Origin of the sequence: Vibrio intestinalis (assembly GCF_025195085.2) — a bacterium.
GTDB classification, from domain to species: Bacteria; Pseudomonadota; Gammaproteobacteria; order Enterobacterales; family Vibrionaceae; genus Vibrio; species Vibrio intestinalis.
Genome location: NZ_JANAVY020000001.1, coordinates 161,373 through 178,875, shown reverse-complemented (window position 1 = coordinate 178,875; position 17,503 = coordinate 161,373). Strand labels below are relative to the sequence as shown.

The following is a 17,503-nucleotide window of genomic DNA, read 5'->3' as shown; positions in this document are numbered from 1 at the left end:
TGTTTTTAACAATAGATAGACAAATAAAACGTTTAAAAATGTCTAAAAAAAGTCAATTACACTAATTCGACGCCCCGTTAAATAGAGTACCGCTAAACAGAAAAACCAGGGAAACCCTATGAAAAAACTAATCGCGGTAAGCATTACCCTAGCGCTATCCTCACACGCTATTGCAGAAGAGGTTGAAACTGGCTTTGGGGGCGAAATCGGCCTCGGTATCAGTTACTTCTCTCAAGACGGTAACCTGAATACATCGAATGACACGCAGCTTACTAGCCCAAATCAAACGCTAGGCGCTGAAGCGGAAATTAACCCAGAAATTATTGGTGAGCTCTATTACACTTTTGGCCAAGAGGCCAACCATCAAATTTTTGTCTCAACCAACAATGAAGAATCCATCAAAGCAGACCTTGCGGTTGAGCTTGGTTACCGAACCGAGATTGGCGAAGATTCAACGTTATCGGTCAGTTACCTCACTGGCTTGGTGGCCGATGAATCTTGGGCTAACCCTTACCTACTCAACCAAAAACGTGAAATCACCGAAGTATCGAGCTCTGGTTTTAGACTTGAGTACGACAACATTGCCGGCACAGGTTTTGGTTTCGAAAGTGTGTACTACAGCGAAGATGTCGATAACGAACGCTCAGGTGAAGGTTTAGGCATCGATACCAAAGTACTACAACGTAGTGGATCTGGCTTTGAACTGGGTTTTGAATACGAAATGCAGTTCACCAATGACGCAACGCTAACGCCTCGCTTAACTTACGGCTCGTTCTCTGCTGATGGTGATGCCTTTAGCAATACAACAATCGGTGGTGAGCTAACTTATATTAAAATGATGGGCGATCACGCTCTTGGCTTACAAGGATTCTACAACAATATCGCGTTTGATGGTGCTAACCCGCTATTTGACGACAAAACTCGTACTGACAGTGAGTATGGATTTGGTGCACTTTACCAATACCAAGGCTTCATGGGTTGGGAAGATGTTTCACTGCTTGGCCTAGCCGCGTATGAAATTGGTGATTCGGATATCGATTTCTATGACGTGACTGAGTACCAATTAGGCGCAGCCCTTTCTTACTCGTTCTAGTAGAACCGACTAATTTTCCTCCAAGCCAGCTTAGTTTTAGCTGGCTTTTTTCATTTCTTTGTCAATAAAGTTCCGATCTGACTCACACGTATTGTTCGCTTTTATCAATCTTGTATGCTGTAAAAGCCCGTTAAACCACGCTAAGTGCTTAAAGGGTCTACAATAAATCTAATTAATCAATTCAAGAGTTTACTATGCGAACATTTTTGCGCTTTCTATGTTGGCTGAGTCTGCTAGGTTCGTTTTCCGTTGCCGCTAATTGGCAATATGACGACCAATATTCTCCGCAAATTTCCGACCAAGCGACGAACATAGCCACACAAGTGAACGCCCTTCCCGAACCGTTGTTCATGACAGGAAAAGACAAAAACAGTGTCAGGCGATTACTCTCTAACACCTTAACTCAGCAAGAGAATGAAATAAGCACGTTTGCCAAGCAGCTCGACAGTTATCGACAAGCCGACAGCGAGCAAAATTGGCACTTGGTGCAATCAAGCTATTCTACGCTGCGCAGCTTAAGCCAAAGCAAACAAGCCTTATTGGAGTTAAGTGATACAGCAGTCAGAGACCAGCTGACAGGTTTTGGCCCTTATGGCGTAACCCAATTTAAGCAAGAGTGGAAGCTAACCCAGCTAAACAGTGAATACTTGATCTATTTTCAGATTCGCAGTTTTAAATCTCTGATTAACGACATTTTGATCTCGCCTATCCCTGTGATCTGGGCGGGGCTGAAAGTGTTCTTTATCTACCTTGGATTAACTTGGTGGCTCACCAATAGCCAACGCCTGATTAACCTCTTTCGTGAAGCTCAACTTGAAAACCAAACCAAACCGGCGCTTTGGGTTCGAGTAATTTGGTACATCAGCCGAGCGCACCGAGCAATTGCGTGGCTTATTGCCATTACGTTGTCACTGAGAGTATTAGCCGCCATCCCTAGCCTGCAGCATTTAATACTGCTTGAGATTTTTACTTGGTGGGTGCTGGGTGGTTCAATCGCGATCAGTTTTATCCTTGAGTTTGCCTACCGTAATAGCCGCACATCAAGCGCTGAAAGCATTGCGCTGCGTCTTTCGACCATTCGCCGTTATGTTTGGAGCGCAATAGTCGCAGGCGTTATCTTGCAGCTTTCTCTGCACACTCTTGGTAAAGGCACTATTTATTATTGGATCTACAGCGCGCTGTTCTTCTGGTTTGTGCTAATTACCATTTCAGTTTTAGGCATTTGGCGCAGTACCGTTTTTGCCACCGTTGAAAAGCTCTCTGATAGACCTGTGTGGGTCAATTGGGCGGTGTCCCGACAAAAGGTTTACGTGCTACGCACTCTCGCGACAGCCATGGCTGTGGTGTGGCTGACTGTTTATACCTTTAAACATCGCATCATCGCTGCGCTATCCAACTACACCTTGTTCAGTCAGGCGCTGGCCTATTTATTTAGAATTGAGGTTGCTAAACAAACCAACCTCAACCGTAGTCATGAAAACTTAGTCCGAATTAAAGGTGAGCAAACCTTCGAGCTAGTTTCACCGGGTTCGTATCACAGCACCTTAATTGATTACGCAGGTGACGAAGTTAAACAACTCAATCGTTATTTGATGACAGATAGCCCTGCTATTTGCGTGCTCAGTGGTGAGCGCGGCGTAGGCAGCACCACATTGCTCACTTCGCTACTGACTAAGGTTAAAAACGCTGAGCCTGTTTACTTAAATTGCCCTTATGCGGGTTACAAAGAGTTACTCGCTCATCTTGCTGTCAGTATTGGCCTCGACGATGATGCCACCGAGATTCAAATCTTGTCGCATCTGCGTAAAAGTGAAACGGCTTACCTGATTGCGATTGATAACGCCCAGCGCCTAGTTAAGCCTATGGTGGGTGGCTTATCTGATCTTATGAAGCTGACCAATCTTCTTCGCCGCTCTAAAAAGAATCACCGCGCGGTGATTTCAATTGAAAAAGCCAGCTGGCGCTTTGTCGATAGAGCGCGTGGTGAAAGGCTGTTGTTTGATTTGGTTTGCTTTCTACCAAGGTGGACAGAAAAGCAGATTTGCGAACTGTTAGATACGCGCGTCAATCAACCTGAGCAACCACCACTCTCGTTTGATGGCCTTGTTGTGCCCAAGCAATGGGACCAAGAAGAAGTAACCGAAGAAGAACGAGCCAAACTTGGGTTTTATCGTATTCTTTGGCATTACTCCGACGGCAACCCAACTGTAGCGCTGCGATTTTTCCGCTTATCACTCAATCGCGATAAAGAAACTGATCAGGCGGTTGTGCGATTGTTCCACGCGCCTGAATCAATCGAACTAGAAAAAATGCCCAAGCCTATGCTTGCGGTATTGCGCTCTATCGTGCAGTTAGAGATTGCGTCACCGGAAGTCTTGTCTGAATGTACTCAGCTGAGCATTGCCGAAATCACTGGCACCCTGCGTTATTTCCAAAGCCGTGGATATATCGAATGGAGCGAAGATAAAGCCCGCGTGTCTGACCACTGGTTTAGGCACATTACCAATGTATTAGACCGACAACATCTATTGGTGAAGTAACATGATGAGATTTTTGATTATAGTTTTGGCTCTATTATCTGCGCCCGCTTTCGCCAGTGAGGAAGTAGCCAGTGTCGAGAATATCTCCCAGATTGCCAGCCTAATTCGCTGGAGTGGCGTGTTCTTCTCGATGTTAGTCATCGCCGCGACTTGGTTATTGCTTAAGTTTCTCAATTCGCTTGTCGATAGCATCGGCGGTCAGTTTGCCCAGTACCGAATGATGCTGCAAAAACTGCAATCCTTTACCCAGTTCTTTATCTATATGGGTGCAGGTATTTTGGTGTTTATGATGAGTTTTCGCATCAACGACCAAATCCTCGCTTTGATTGGCGGTACGTTAGCGGTTTCAGTGGGCTTTGCACTAAAAGACCTCGCGGCATCATTCATTGCTGGGATGACCGTAATGGTTGATCGTCCATTCCAAGTTGGTGACCGCGTCACCTTTGAAGGTAATTACGGTGATATTATTGCGATTGGCCTTCGTTCGGTACGTATGCGAACACTCAACGATGACATCATCACCATTCCTAATAACCGTTTTCTTAACGAAGTAACGGTCAGTGGCAACTATGGCGCGTTGGATATGCAGGTCGTCATTCCATTTTACGTTGGTATGGATGAAGACATCGTGCTGGCGCGCGATTTAATCCAAGAAGCAGCTTCATCAAGCCGTTATATTCATTTGCCTAAACCTGTGACTGTATTGGTTAAGCAGACGATCGCCGACAACTACCTTGCCATTCAGTTAACTTGTAAGGCCTACGTGGTTGATACCGCCTACGAGAAGTTATTTGAAACCGACATTACTTTACGTGTGATGAAGGAGTTCAAACAGCATGGTATTAAGCCACCTAAGATTGCGGTCAACAGCCAATAACAATCTACCTATTCATTTAACCAAGCATCTAAATACGCACTAAATAAAACGGCTCGCATTCGCGAGCCGTTTTCGGTTCAATGGTCAATAAACTTAGCCACTAACGAGTTGAAACCAGAAGGTCGATGTTACTTTCCACTTTCTTGGGTAGGTAAACGCTAAAACAACTGCCTTTGCCCCACTCCGATTCCACCGTAATTTCGCCGCCGGTCTGGCTGAGAATACTTTGCGAAACCGATAAGCCAAGCCCTGTCCCATCACGGCGAGTGGTATAGAAAGGAGAGAAAATACGCTTTAAGTTTTCCGGCTTAATACCGCACCCTTCATCTTGAATATGCACGATTGCGCCACGCTCTTCCCCATTTTCCAACCAATCTTCACTGCTGATAGTCAGTTTGCCTTTACCTTGCATGGCGTGAATGCCATTCATTTGCAAATTAACTAATATTTGCAGCAATTGATGACGATTTACCTCAACCGAGGTATGCGCTTTAAGGCTTGAAACAAACTCGACATCACGCTTTTTGCTGCCGGTTTTCACAAGCGTAATGCTCTCTTCAATGATCGGATTGACGTGCTGCCAAGTAATTTCATCTTGTACGCCACCCTGGCGGCTGTATTGCAAAAGACTGCGCGTAATATTGCGGATACGGTCAATCTGCGCGTGAATCGCCTCTAGCTCGTCTTTAACACGGTCGCTGTCTTCACCTAGCTCAAACTGAATTAGCTCAACGTTACCTAAAATCACCGCGCTTGGGTTATTGATCTCATGGGCAATCCCTGCGGTTAACTCGCCAAGTGCCGAGAGTTTTTCATGAATCACCAACTTATCGCGGGTTTGATTGAGTAACTGAATGTGCAACTCAAGCTCAGAGGTTTTCTCTTCTAAGCTTGCGGTTCGATGTTGTACTTTGGCTTCTAGCTGAATGGCGGCTTGTTCCAACTCGCTTTTTTGTTGACGAAGCAAATCCAGCATGTTGTCGAACTGCTTGGCTAGTTGCGCCAGTTCATGCTCTTCATCCAGTCCAAGCGGGCCAATGCGCGTATCTTTGCCCATTTGAATCATTTTCACCACGCGGTGAATATGCTCGATGGGATTAAACAAATCTCGCGAGCCACGATAAACAAACACGCCAGAGATTAGCAGTAAAATCAGCGTGGTAATGCTCACCTCAGCGATGTTGGTCATGTACGCTTTAAGGAATGGCCAAATTAGGTAGCCAGTGTAAAGCATACCAATCACTTGATCGTGTTGATCCTTAATCGGCTCATAGGCGGTGATATACCAAGCATCGTAAACAAAGGCTTTATCCACCCACTGCTCGCTTTGGTTTAGTACCGCAAAATCCACTTCTTCTGAAACTCGCGTACCAATTGCGCGCCCTTCTCTTTGGTCGCTGTCCAGCGGCACATTGGTACTCACGCGAAGATTGTCTAGAAACAGAGTCAAGGTTCCAACTGGACGCAAGCTATCGTGAGTTGACGGATAAATAAGGTCGCGGATTTGGTCAACAAGCACAGTGCTATTGTTTAACAGTAAACCGCCATCAAGAAAGCCGACAATTTTGTAGTTGTTGTCTCGTACAGGAATGATGGTGCGACTGACTAAGCCACGCTGCTCTACTTTGCGTTCATCTAGAACGGGAACTTGAGCGCGCTTAGCAAGGTTCTTATCGAGCTTATTGAGCTCTTGCGCCGAAAGCACATCAAAGAACGACTCTTTACCCGTCAGCACTTGGTGAGAGATGTCTTCATCACGATGTAGGTAAAGAAAATCTAAGTTGTAGCGATTCTTTTGCTCCGAAACCCATTGTTGCAACGCTTGATCGCCCTGCATGTCTGTTAACTGGGCTTGTGCTAAGCGAGTGCGAAAATCATACGACTCCGCGAAGGCCTTGACGTGATTGGCCTGCTTTTGTTGTAGCAGTACGATGCTGTTGTTCGCCACACCCAAACGCTCAGAGACATCCACTAAAGCACTTTGCCATGTATAGTGAATTGACCAATAAATGGTAATGCCGATCAGCGCAATCAAAGTGAAAATGATTGGCGCAGAGGTGAGAAACATGAGGCGATAACGCACCATAGTTTTAAAGCGATAACGCCACTTGGCGATAAAGTGAATCCGGTTTGGCATCGGCCTATTCCTCAGCGTCCCATTCTTTGTATTTACGCTCTAGTGTTTTACGCGCTACGCCTAAATCGCGCGAAGCCGCTGATTTATTGCCATCGTGGAAATCTACTAGCTGTTGAATGTGTGACTTCTCGACTTCTTTTAGCGTCCAAGAATTTGGATAACCTTCGCCCACTTCTTTCGCTGGGTGCTCAAGTTCAATCAGCTGCGCTCCCGACGAAACTGTCATCGACACTCTTGGCTTATCTTGAATACCTTCCACTTCACGCCAGTAATGCGCAGGCGGCTTACCAAGCAAGATGCAGCGTTCAATCAGGTTTTTCAGTTCGCGAATGTTGCCCGGCCATTGGTAATCATGCATTGCTTGAATATCTTCGTGTGCCCATTTTGGATCAGGCATTGCCAGCTCTTTTGAGAGCATTTTGGTAAAAAAAGGTACCAAATCGTTGAGATCAGACTTTCTATCACGCAGAGGCGTAACATCGATTTTTAGTACGTTCAAACGATAGAACAAATCTTGACGGAAGTTCCCTTTCTCTACTTCTTGTTGCAAGTTACGGTTCGTTGCAGCGACCACGCGAACATCAACCGCAATCTCTTTTTCACTACCAACAGGTCGTATAGTGCGTTGCTCTAGCACGCGCAGCAATGCGGATTGCATCGCCAATGGCATTTCACCAATTTCATCTAAGAATAATGTGCCGCCACTCGCTACTCGAAAAAGGCCTTCGCGGTTTTTCTTTGCGCCAGTAAATGCACCAGAGGTGTGACCGAATAACTCACTTTCTAGCAATTCAGGGGCAATTGCGCCACAGTTGATCGGCACGAATGGCCCTTTACGCTGACTGGCTTCATGCACACCGCGCGCGACTAATTCTTTACCCGTACCTGATTCGCCCTCAATTAATACTGAGGCGCGTGATGGCGCAAATTGAGTGATTAGCTGTTTCAGCAGTTTGGTACGTTCAGAGTTACCAACAATTTCAGTAGTGATGTGACGATTAAAATCATGACGAAGTGCATATTGCAGACGCTCGTTAAGGCGCTTATCCATACAACGCTGAACCGATTGCAGCATTTGGCTAAGGTTGAACGGCTTAAGAATGAAATCCGTCGCACCAAGCTTGAGCGCAGAGATGGCGGTTTCTAAATCGGCGTAACCGGTCATGAAGATGACATCGGCTTTACGATCTTCATCGTTAAACGCTTCTTCCCATTCAATACCAGAGCGCCCCGGAAGATTAATATCAAGAATGATCAAATCGTAATGGTTTGATGTACGCAGAACTTCCGCTTGTTCAATGCTGCCAGCAGTATCTACTTTAGAAAACATTTTGCTTAATGCTTTTTGCAGGATGGTTTGCATCCCGACTTCATCATCAACCACCAGTACTGAAAACGCTTGGTATTGGGACAACTTATTTTCGTCGATCGTTGGCGACATGAGTTCTACTCTTGTTATTGTGGGATTGGGTCAGAGTGTACCAAGTTTATCAGGCTAGAATCGAGAACAATTGCGACAAATTGTCTCATGAGCCATTTTATCCCATCTGAATTGACCAATTTATCTAGTAAAAACAATGAAATTGAGACATTTAAACTTGGCACTTAGTTTGCAAGTACGAGGCCACTGATTATCAAATCAGCTTTGTGATCGACTGCAGCGATTTGATATCAAACATAATTTAACGTCGGAAGCACCGAGCCAGCTTTTCTGGCATTAGGCAAAACATGGAAAATAAAACAATGAAAACCATTAGTTATACTGTCATTACAGCGTCTTTAGCCCTAGCAAGTTACTCCGCTACAGCGGAAGAAGCGCCACACGTACGTTTGGCCACCACCACGAGTACTTACCACTCTGGCCTACTGGACTACCTATTACCTGAGTTTGAAAAAGACACTGGCTACAAAGTCGATGTTATCGCTGCTGGTACCGGTAAATCTTTGAAAATGGGTGAAAATGGCGATGTTGATTTGGTTATGACTCACGCACCAAAAGCAGAAGCAAACTTTGTAGAGAAAGGTTACGGCGTTCTACCGCGTAAACTAATGTACAACGACTTTGTGATTGTTGGCCCAACCGCAGACCCTGCAAAAGTAGCAAGCCAAAAAGACGTTGCTGAAGTATTTAAAAACATCGCTTCAAGCAACTCTACTTTTGTTTCTCGTGGTGATGATTCAGGCACACACAAGAAAGAAAAAGGCATTTGGGAGCAAACTAGCATCGAACCAAACTTCGGTGGTTACCGCAGTGTTGGCCAAGGTATGGGCCCAACGCTAAACATGGCGTCTGAAATGCAAGGCTACACCATGACAGACCGTGGTACTTGGTTGGCTTACAACAACAAACTTGACCTTAAGATCCTGTTCCAAGGCGATAAGAAACTGTTTAACCCATACCAAGTGATTTTGGTAAACCCTGAACGTTACCCAACCATCAACTACCAAGGTGCGAAAGTATTCAGTGACTGGTTGGTTAATCCTAAAGGCCAAGAGCTGATCAACAGCTTTAAGCTAAATGGCAAACAGCTGTTTGTTGCTAACGCTAACGAGAAATAACTGCGTATGAGCCTGTGGCAAACCACATTAGATGCGTTGTCATTATTGGTCAGCTTTGACCAACAACTATGGGAGATCGTTGCGGTCTCCTTTAGTGTTTCTTTGACCTCGATATCCTTGGTGTTATTACCAGCAATTCTGTTCTCGTTTGTTCTCGCGTACACCGAATTTCGAGGCAAATGGTTATTGCTATCTTTAATAAATACGCTGCAGGCTGTTCCGACCGTGGTAATTGGCTTATTGCTTTATATGCTGTTGTCTCGGTCAGGACCTTTGGGTGACTGGCAAATGCTATTCACCCAAAAAGCCATGATATTTGGCCAGATGCTGATTTGTTTTCCTGTATTGGTTTCGATGATGCATGGCGCGCTGCAATCCAGTGATCGTCGCGCAGTTGAAACTGCTATCACGCTTGGCGCATCGATGACGCGTTTAGCGGCTACCATGATATGGGAAACGCGCTTTCCACTACTTGCAGCAGCGATCGCAGCTTTCTCACGCATCGTGACCGAAGTGGGCTGTTCGATGATGGTCGGTGGCAACATCATGGGGATTACACGAAATATCCCTACTGCCATCGCAATGGAAAGCCATAAAGGCGCGTTTGCGCAAGGTGTTGCATTAGGAATTGTATTACTCTCATTAGCATTAGTGTTGAACTGCATGCTCACTAGCATGCGCGGTAAAGGCTATTTGAGAACTTAAGGCGCTGTATGACAATAAAAATCGCTGCACAGCAACTCTCTATGCGTTTTAACGATCGAGTTCTGTTCCATATACCTGAGCTTTCTATAGGCCCAAACGATGCCATCTATCTGAAAGGAGCAAATGGCGTTGGCAAAACGACCTTGCTGAAGATTTTGTCGGGTCTGCTAAAGCCGACCACGGGCAAAGTGATTGCGCCGAACGATAACTTCGCTCAAAGGTTCTTTGCTCGAAGTGGTCGCCGAGATGTGGTCTATCTACACCAATCCCCTTACCTGTTTGATGGCACCGTTTATGAAAACGTCGCCTACGGTATTCGTTACCACAAACAAACTCAGCAAGATAAGCGCGCTAAAGTCATCAACGCATTGCGTTTAGTTGGCTTGGAAACATTGGCAGATGAGCATATCTCGGTGCTTTCTGGCGGTGAGAAACAACGCGTCGCTATGGCAAGAGCATGGATATTAACCCCATCGATTCTTTTGATGGATGAGCCAAGCGCCTCACTTGATCAAGAGTCGATCGAGCGCTTAGTGGTCTTAGCCCAAGACTTAATCAACCGTGGTTCAAGCATTGTGGTCACGAGCCACCAAAATAACGCCTTAACCGATTTATGTCGCAAACAATGGTGGATCAAGGACTCAACTCTGGTAGAGTCTCCATTGTTACAAATCATAACCGAAGTGAAGCAAGAGAACACTTATGCTACCTCCAACGCAAACTAGTTGGGTTATTTTGGCTGGCGGTCAAGCCAGCCGTATGGGTGGACAAGACAAAGGTCTTATCGAACTAAATAATAAACCACTCATACAGCACGTTATTGAACGCCTGTCGCCACAAACCCCGAACATTTTAATCAACGCCAACCGTAATTTAGATGCTTACGCTCAGTTTGGTCGTGTATTTCAAGACCAGTTTAAACATTACCCCGGCCCAATGGGTGGCATTCATGCCGGCTTAGTTGAAGCCCAAACCGATTGGGTGGGTTTTGTTCCCTGTGATAGTCCTCAAATCAACCACGATTTAGTGGAAAGATTTTGCTCTCAAGTGACCGAAGAAACCGATATTTTGGTTGCTCATGACGGCGACTACCAACAGCCTGTGTTTACGCTCTACCACAAACGAGTGTTACCTAAATTAACCGCATTTTTGCAGCGAGGCGATCGCAAAATCATCCTACTCTATAAAGAGTGCAACACAGCTTATGTCGATTTTAGCGACTCTCCTGATTGCTTTGTTAACCTCAACACCCCACAAGAACTGGCGCAGTTTGGAACACTACAACTATGAATAATCAATCAATCGTCCCTATTCTTGGTTTTGCTGCCTATTCGGGAACGGGCAAAACAACTCTCATTGAAGCACTGCTACCCAAGTTAACCGAAGCGGGTTTGCGCATTGGCATGCTAAAACATGCTCACCATAATTTTGATGTCGATAAGCCAGGTAAAGACAGCTACCGCTTGCGTAAAGCAGGTGCAAGCCAAATGCTGATTTCATCTCGTAATCGCTACGCGCTAATGACGGAAACACCAGAAGAAGAATCTGAGTTTCATTATCTACTGAGCCGTTTCGACCAACAGAAACTGGATGTGATTTTGGTTGAGGGCTGTAAAAATATCGCCTTTCCTAAAATCGAACTGCATCGTGAAGAAGTGGGCAAGCCTTGGCTACACCCTAACGATGACAATATCATCGCGATTGCCGCAGATAGCCATGTAAGCGACACCTCATTACCGCAGCTAAACATCAACGATTTAGACGCGATCACGCAGTTTGTGCTTGAGTACGTTGCCAAAGGTCAACCAAGCCAAGCTGCAGCATGCTGCGATACGCTCTCCCCTGCTTTTTTGTCCGTGACTCAAGGTCAAGAGAAGATTCTTTCGCTCGTGTCTACCGTTGCAGAAACCGAGCAAGTTACTGTTGAGCAAAGTTATAACCGCGTCTTAGCCCAAGCGATCAGCTCTCCTGTTAATGTGCCGCAATACACCAACTCTGCAATGGATGGCTTTGCTATTCGTGGTGATGACTTAACCCAAGACAACTATCAAGTGATTGCAGAAGTGATGGCCGGCCATGCGTATGACGGCGAATTGCAAGTAGGCCAAGCGGTTAAGATCATGACAGGCGCACCAATGCCAAACGGCGCGGATACGGTCGTCATGCGCGAGCAAGCAGAACACAATGGTGACGTGGTAACCTTTGGCGACGCAGCTATCAAGCCTGGGCAGAACGTTCGCCAAGCGGGTGAAGATCTCGCAGTCGGTGCTGATGTGTTTACTCAAGGTACTCGAATCGAATCACCAGAAATGGGCATGATGGCTTCATTAGGCTTTGGTCACTGCCCTGTGGTACGTAAACTAAAAGTTGCGTTGTTCTCTACTGGTGATGAAGTTCAAGCGCCAGGTAGTGAGCAAAAGCCAAATACTATTTATGATTCTAACCGCTATACCATTATCGGTATGCTTGAAAAACTTGGCTGCGAAATCATCGACTTTGGTATTCTCGAAGATAATGAACAAGTGATGATTGATGCGATTGAAAAAGCCAGTGATCAAGCTGACGTGGTCATTACTTCTGGTGGTGTTTCTGTCGGTGATGCAGATTACATTAAGCTTGCGCTTGATAAACTAGGTCAAATTGATTTTTGGCGTATTAACATGCGCCCTGGCCGCCCACTTGCTTTCGGTCAAATCAACGATAAACCATTCTTTGGTCTGCCGGGCAACCCTGTGGCAGTGATGGTGTCATTCATTAACTTTGTTGAGCCTGCGCTACGTAAAATGCAGGGTGAAGTTGATTGGCAACCATTAAAAGTAACCGCAATTGCTACTGAAAACCTTCGTTCTCGCCAAGGTCGAACAGAGTTTAGTCGCGGGGTTTACGAATTAGATGCTTCTGGTCGATTATTGGTACGCACAACCGGTAAGCAAGGCTCAGGTATTCTGCGTTCAATGAGTGAGGCTAACTGCTTAATTGAAATATCTCCGGCTGTCGATACAGTAAAAGCGGGAGAAAGCGTGACAATCATCCCTCTTCAAGGCAGAATCTAGCACAATACCATTTAGATGAGAGCCAGCACTTTGCTGGCTCTACTATTTGTTTCAATAGAATTTAATTAAGAGTGAAATCCATGGCTCGTACCATCCTTTACACCTACAAAGACGAAGAAAAAACGCTGACTTTCTCATACCAGCAGCACCGCAACATTCACGAAGCGGTAGCAGAGGCGGAAGGTATCGATATTTCAGAGTTCCTTAAGATGGAGCAGCAAATTGAAGCGATTTCTGACACTAAAGCAGTGCGCAACTACCGCGACAACCACTTCAGAAAGCTCGGTTTTGGAAAAATCACCCTACAACAAAAAGAAAACCTTGGCGTAGGTAAGAAAAAGTAATCCTGAGCCCAACTCAGCTTTACGTAATTACTAAAAATGTACCGCGCATAAAAAAGCATCAGCCAATGGCTGATGCTTTTTCGTTTGAGCAATGAATCTGTTAGCTCACTTTAAATTTGCTAATGGTCTTAGCTAATTTATCGACCGCTTGGTGCTGAGAATCAATACGACTTACCATCTCATCAGTGCTGTGTACCCCGCTTTCTGCTAACTGGTCAACAGACACGGTTTGTTCACTGATTTCACCAGACGCGAGCGCTTGTTCTTGTACCATGGTCGCGATTTCTCGTGACTGACTATCAATCTGCTCAATGGCATGCAGAATATCGGTCAGCTTCTCATCCACTGACATGATGGTTTCTACTCCGCGCTCAGTTTTGCTGCGGCCAACTTGCATTGACTCAACCGCATTAGTTGCAGACTCAAGCAGCTTCTTAATGATCTCTTCAATATCAATGGTTGATTCTTGAGTACGCTGAGCAAGTGAACGTACTTCATCGGCAACCACTGCAAAGCCACGACCTTGATCGCCTGCACGAGCCGCTTCAATAGCTGCATTCAATGCTAGCAAGTTTGTTTGCTCTGCGATGCCACGAATCACTTCAAGTACAGTAGAAATCGAAGAAGCGTTGTCGTTTACCACATGTACCACTTGTTCTGAGCGTGACACATCCTCATTAATCTCTTTCATCAACAAGGTCGCCTCATCGGCTAACTGCTTACCTTCTTGAGAACGTTCAGTCGCGCCGCTTGCTTGTCTTTGTGCGCTTTGCGCATGGTCTGCGATACCATGAATGGTTTGGGTCATTTCATTCGCAGCTGTGGCAATTTGCTCGATGTACGCTTTTTGATTCGAAATATTACCGCGCAAGTTATTCGCCAACGTATTAAGTTTTTCCGAGTCAGAATTCACATCGTTGGTCACTTGCAAACTTGAAATGGTGGTTTGCTGAATGTCGCTAACAAAGTTGTTAAATGAACGACTAAGCTTACCCAGTTCATCGTTTTTGTTGTATTGCAGACGTTGAGTCAAGTCCCCTTCGCCATCAGCAATGTCATCCATCGCTTTCACAACTTGCTGTAGAGGTTTAGACACGAAGTAATTGATCAACGTAAATAGACCCGCTGCAACCAAAACCAAGAAGAGCACAATCGAAATAATGGTTGCCCAGAATGTTTGCTTAATTGGTTCGCTAATCAGGCTTTCAGGAATCATAAAACCAAGACGCCAATCAAGTGCAATGGTGTCATCGGTAATCGCCTCGGTAAAGACGACTTGTTTTTCACCTTGGAAAGTCACACTGCCACTAAAGCTTTGATTGTTGACGACACTGCTTTGTAGTTGCTCAAAGCCTTGTGTGTTTGTGAAAATTTGATCGATATCGGCTAATGAAGGCAGCGTCGACATGTCGATTTCGCCAGCATCGTTAAACGCGATAATTCTGCCATTGGACGCAATTAAAAAGCCAATACCCACATCTTGATATTTCATCTTATCAACTAGGTCACGCTTAATCACATTACCTAATACATCAATTCCGAGTACACCAATTAATTGATTATCGCTGTTTTTCACCGTGGTTTTAATTGAAGTTACGATACTTTTGTCGTTGGCATCAATTTCTGGCTCAGTAATAAACATGCGATCTTTTTCTAGCGCTTCAAACCACCAAGGTCGTTTATTAGTGAAGTAATTTAGGTCGTTATATCGGCCATTCACATCAAAATATTCAAACGTATTTGCGGAAGCGAAAAATACAGACTTGATTATTGGATCTTGCGCAGAAACTTTTTTAAAAGAGGTGACGATAGATTGGTAGTCAAGATCCTGATCAATCACGCCGCCGCGATCGTCATATTGGTTAAACCATTCTGTCATCGCGCTGTTGGCGGCCATGGTTGTAACCACACGAGATCGCTCTCTAAAGAACTCTCGAATAGACGATGACGTTTGTGTAACGACAACACGAACGCTGCGTTGCACTTCATTTTCCACCGTGTCTGAGCGCTGTTTGAGTACAAAGTACCCTACTACTACAGTCACACATAATAATATTAATGAACTCGCGAGTATCACCTTTTTCGCTATGGTGTCATTCAATTTCATAAGCTTTCCCTTTAAATGGCGATTAAATTAGATCTTTAACTCTAATTTCAATTAATTATTATAATATTTATAAAATGCACGTTATCTTTAAAGTACGTCTACAAGCGGAGTCATGTTAGGTGAAATAAGGATATGTATTCAATCCTAGAAGTGGATATTTGAAGGTTCGATCTCTATATACGTAATATTATTAATAATACTTAATTAATTTTTCATATTAAAAAAGCCTGACTGAATCAGCCAGGCTTTTAAACGTTAATTTAATAACAATTATTTAATATTTAGGAATGCTGCACCACGAACACCGCCTGAATCGCCGTGTTTCGCTTTCACAATCTTCGGACACTTCGCTACAGAAAGAAGATGTTTAGGAATGCGTTTTGGCATCTCTTCGTAAATCATATCGAAGTTTGATAGGCCACCACCTAACACTACTACGTGCGGATCGTTGGCAGTAAATAGGTTCGCAAAACAGATTGCTAGAAGTTCCATGAAGCGCTCAACGTGCTCAACCGCTTTTGCTTCACCTTCTGCTTGTGCTTTGATGATATCAATCGCTTTCTTTTGCTCGCCATAGTAGTGAGCGTACAACAATTCAAAACCGCGGCCTGATAGGTAGTTATCTAGACAGCCTTTCTTATCACAACCACAATCAAGTAGTGGAGCGTTGTCTCCTAGATGGAACCAAGCATCGATAGGTAAACGCATATGACCCATCTCGCCCGCTACGTGGTTACGACCAGAGAAAACCGCGCCGTCATAAATGATACCGCCGCCAAAGCCTGTACCTAGGATAAGACCTAATACCGATGGAGCATCTTTAAGCTCATCATCCCACGCTTCTGAAAGCGCGAAACAGTTTGCATCGTTGTCTACTTTTACAGTGCGACCAATGATTGCTTCAAGATCTTTACGTAGCGTTTTACCTTTTGCCGCTGGGATATTCACAGTCAAGATAGCGCCTGTATCAGCGTCTTCCATGCCTGGTAGACCTAGTCCGATCGTACCTTCGCACTGAAATTCTTGGTCATATTTACTGACTAGGCCAGCGATAGTATCAAGTAGTAATTGGTAATCACTGGTTGGCGTTGGGACACGTTCCGTCGCGACGCGTTCTAATTTCTCGTTAAATGCGCCAAACTCGATTTTGGTGCCGCCCACGTCAAAGCCGTAGTACATCTTACTTTCTCCCAGAAAAATACAAAAAATCTAAACTCGCTCATTATCCACAGAGCGATTCTCACAATCCGTGACCTGTACCCGTTTATCTGTTAAATGAAATGCAAAATCAACCCTGTTGATGCGGATTTGCGGCAAGGTAGCGTTTTAACTCAGGGCGAGTAAAATCGCGCTTTAAACGGGTCTTTGATAACAGGTAACTCTCGCGGAAAACTGAAAACCACTGTTCTAGCGTATTTGATGCTTTTAGCTCGCCAACCGCCTCTAAAACCAACACCGCTACTTCCGCAGTTGAAAGGTGCTGCTCGTTATCAGACTTGCGCATTTGATACTGAGACAGTTGCTCTGGTTGAATTGAAAGTACAGGTAAGCTCTGGAGGTATGGGGATTTACGGAAAATTCGTCTCGCTTCACGCCAGCTGCCATCGAGGAAAATAAACAGCGGTTTCTTCCCATTAGTCAATGGCAAAGCGTGTCCACCCATTAAGCGCTGTTTGTCTTCAACATATTCATCTGGGAATACCACAATTGGTTGATATGCTGGGTTATTTAGCAGCGCTAGCATCTCGCTATCTGGCTCGGTGCGACTCCATTGGTATACATAGCTCTCTTTGATCGTATCAACAATCAAACGGCCAGTATTGCTTGGTTTAAAGACTTCATTCTCAGACACAAGCAGCATAACAGCCACATTACTATCAACATCCGGCTGATATTCACAAATACAGTGTTTCTGCGCCACTTGGCAGTATTGGCAGCGCTCCACTTTACTTCCGCGCGCGGCAAACGCTTTGGTCGAGTTTTGTTGGCGATGTAGGTATAGACGGTGAAATCCGTGAATTCTCATAGTGAATCGTCGATAATGATAGGAACGAGTAAGGCGTGAGATTCTACTCACCCTATTTGAAG

General features: G+C 45.0%; 14 protein-coding genes. 9 read left to right on the top strand and 5 right to left on the bottom strand.

Going from position 1 to position 17,503, the window contains the following annotated elements:
• The first annotated feature begins 118 nt into the window (after window positions 1-118).
• The 3 genes from MU515_RS00735 to MU515_RS00725 all read left to right on the top strand — a co-directional run bounded on the left by MU515_RS00735 (window position 119) and on the right by MU515_RS00725 (window position 4,510).
• Complete coding sequence (locus tag MU515_RS00735) at window positions 119-1,093, top strand: DUF2860 domain-containing protein (protein WP_260258446.1); 975 nt, start codon at window positions 119-121, stop codon at window positions 1,091-1,093.
• Window positions 1,094-1,287: 194 nt separating this feature from the next.
• The gene (locus MU515_RS00730; protein WP_260258445.1) at window positions 1,288-3,633 is read left to right on the top strand and encodes an AAA family ATPase; all 2,346 of its coding nucleotides are present in this window, start codon (window positions 1,288-1,290) and stop codon (window positions 3,631-3,633) included.
• 4 nt (window positions 3,634-3,637) lie between these two features.
• Entirely contained in the window at window positions 3,638-4,510 is an 873-nt protein-coding gene (locus tag MU515_RS00725; protein ID WP_432816129.1) for a mechanosensitive ion channel family protein, read from the top strand.
• 100 nt (window positions 4,511-4,610) lie between these two features.
• On the opposite strand, the gene MU515_RS00720 is transcribed toward MU515_RS00725, so the two are convergent.
• Together MU515_RS00720 and MU515_RS00715 are read right to left on the bottom strand one after the other, a co-directional pair.
• A complete protein-coding gene (locus MU515_RS00720; protein WP_260258443.1) occupies window positions 4,611-6,647 on the bottom strand; it encodes a sensor histidine kinase in 2,037 nt (678 codons plus the stop codon).
• A 4-nt stretch (window positions 6,648-6,651) separates the two neighbouring features.
• The gene (locus MU515_RS00715; protein WP_260258442.1) at window positions 6,652-8,088 is read right to left on the bottom strand and encodes a sigma-54-dependent transcriptional regulator; all 1,437 of its coding nucleotides are present in this window, start codon (window positions 8,086-8,088) and stop codon (window positions 6,652-6,654) included.
• A 302-nt stretch (window positions 8,089-8,390) separates the two neighbouring features.
• Here MU515_RS00715 and MU515_RS00710 point away from each other — a divergent pair, with 302 nt between their 5' ends.
• The 6 genes from MU515_RS00710 (at window position 8,391) to MU515_RS00685 (ending at window position 13,308) form a co-directional block, all read left to right on the top strand.
• Window positions 8,391-9,206 (top strand): ABC transporter substrate-binding protein, encoded by an 816-nt coding sequence (locus MU515_RS00710; protein WP_260258441.1) that lies wholly within the window; start codon window positions 8,391-8,393, stop codon window positions 9,204-9,206.
• A gap of 6 nt (window positions 9,207-9,212) precedes the next feature.
• Window positions 9,213-9,911 carry an ABC transporter permease gene (locus MU515_RS00705; RefSeq protein WP_260258440.1) on the top strand — a complete coding sequence of 233 codons (699 nt, stop codon included), beginning with the start codon at window positions 9,213-9,215 and terminating at the stop codon, window positions 9,909-9,911.
• An 8-nt stretch (window positions 9,912-9,919) separates the two neighbouring features.
• Entirely contained in the window at window positions 9,920-10,636 is a 717-nt protein-coding gene (locus tag MU515_RS00700) for an energy-coupling factor ABC transporter ATP-binding protein (protein ID WP_260258439.1), read from the top strand.
• A complete protein-coding gene (gene mobA, locus MU515_RS00695) occupies window positions 10,614-11,201 on the top strand; it encodes a molybdenum cofactor guanylyltransferase MobA (RefSeq protein WP_260258438.1) in 588 nt (195 codons plus the stop codon). Before MU515_RS00700 ends, mobA begins: the two co-directional genes overlap by 23 nt.
• Window positions 11,198-12,964 (top strand): bifunctional molybdopterin-guanine dinucleotide biosynthesis adaptor protein MobB/molybdopterin molybdotransferase MoeA, encoded by a 1,767-nt coding sequence (locus tag MU515_RS00690; RefSeq protein ID WP_260258437.1) that lies wholly within the window; start codon window positions 11,198-11,200, stop codon window positions 12,962-12,964. The genes mobA and MU515_RS00690 overlap by 4 nt, the downstream gene beginning before the upstream one ends.
• Before the next feature lie 80 nt (window positions 12,965-13,044).
• Window positions 13,045-13,308, top strand: coding sequence for a DUF2960 domain-containing protein (locus tag MU515_RS00685; protein ID WP_260258436.1), 264 nt, complete (start codon window positions 13,045-13,047; stop codon window positions 13,306-13,308).
• Between the two features lie 100 nt (window positions 13,309-13,408).
• Here MU515_RS00685 and MU515_RS00680 read toward each other — a convergent pair whose 3' ends face one another.
• From MU515_RS00680 to MU515_RS00670, 3 genes are all read right to left on the bottom strand, one after another.
• A complete protein-coding gene (locus tag MU515_RS00680) occupies window positions 13,409-15,415 on the bottom strand; it encodes a methyl-accepting chemotaxis protein (RefSeq protein ID WP_260258435.1) in 2,007 nt (668 codons plus the stop codon).
• A 270-nt stretch (window positions 15,416-15,685) separates the two neighbouring features.
• Complete coding sequence (gene nagK / locus MU515_RS00675) at window positions 15,686-16,594, bottom strand: N-acetylglucosamine kinase (protein WP_260258434.1); 909 nt, start codon at window positions 16,592-16,594, stop codon at window positions 15,686-15,688.
• A gap of 109 nt (window positions 16,595-16,703) precedes the next feature.
• Complete coding sequence (locus MU515_RS00670; RefSeq protein ID WP_260258433.1) at window positions 16,704-17,441, bottom strand: tRNA-uridine aminocarboxypropyltransferase; 738 nt, start codon at window positions 17,439-17,441, stop codon at window positions 16,704-16,706.
• Between the last annotated feature and the right edge of the window lie 62 nt (window positions 17,442-17,503).

Bases quoted from the DNA above. Each gene is read 5' to 3' on its own strand.
- MU515_RS00670 (WP_260258433.1), bottom strand. From the start codon at position 17,441: ATGAGAATTCACGGATTTCACCGTCTATACCTACATCGCCAACAAAAC.
- MU515_RS00680 (WP_260258435.1), bottom strand. From the start codon at position 15,415: ATGAAATTGAATGACACCATAGCGAAAAAGGTGATACTCGCGAGTTCA.
- mobA (WP_260258438.1), top strand. From the start codon at position 10,614: ATGCTACCTCCAACGCAAACTAGTTGGGTTATTTTGGCTGGCGGTCAA.
- MU515_RS00690 (WP_260258437.1), top strand. From the start codon at position 11,198: ATGAATAATCAATCAATCGTCCCTATTCTTGGTTTTGCTGCCTATTCG.
- MU515_RS00710 (WP_260258441.1), top strand. From the start codon at position 8,391: ATGAAAACCATTAGTTATACTGTCATTACAGCGTCTTTAGCCCTAGCA.
- MU515_RS00720 (WP_260258443.1), bottom strand. From the start codon at position 6,647: ATGCCAAACCGGATTCACTTTATCGCCAAGTGGCGTTATCGCTTTAAA.
- MU515_RS00735 (WP_260258446.1), top strand. From the start codon at position 119: ATGAAAAAACTAATCGCGGTAAGCATTACCCTAGCGCTATCCTCACAC.
- nagK (WP_260258434.1), bottom strand. From the start codon at position 16,594: ATGTACTACGGCTTTGACGTGGGCGGCACCAAAATCGAGTTTGGCGCA.
- MU515_RS00725 (WP_432816129.1), top strand. From the start codon at position 3,638: ATGAGATTTTTGATTATAGTTTTGGCTCTATTATCTGCGCCCGCTTTC.
- MU515_RS00715 (WP_260258442.1), bottom strand. From the start codon at position 8,088: ATGTCGCCAACGATCGACGAAAATAAGTTGTCCCAATACCAAGCGTTT.
- MU515_RS00730 (WP_260258445.1), top strand. From the start codon at position 1,288: ATGCGAACATTTTTGCGCTTTCTATGTTGGCTGAGTCTGCTAGGTTCG.
- MU515_RS00705 (WP_260258440.1), top strand. From the start codon at position 9,213: ATGAGCCTGTGGCAAACCACATTAGATGCGTTGTCATTATTGGTCAGC.
- MU515_RS00700 (WP_260258439.1), top strand. From the start codon at position 9,920: ATGACAATAAAAATCGCTGCACAGCAACTCTCTATGCGTTTTAACGAT.
- MU515_RS00685 (WP_260258436.1), top strand. From the start codon at position 13,045: ATGGCTCGTACCATCCTTTACACCTACAAAGACGAAGAAAAAACGCTG.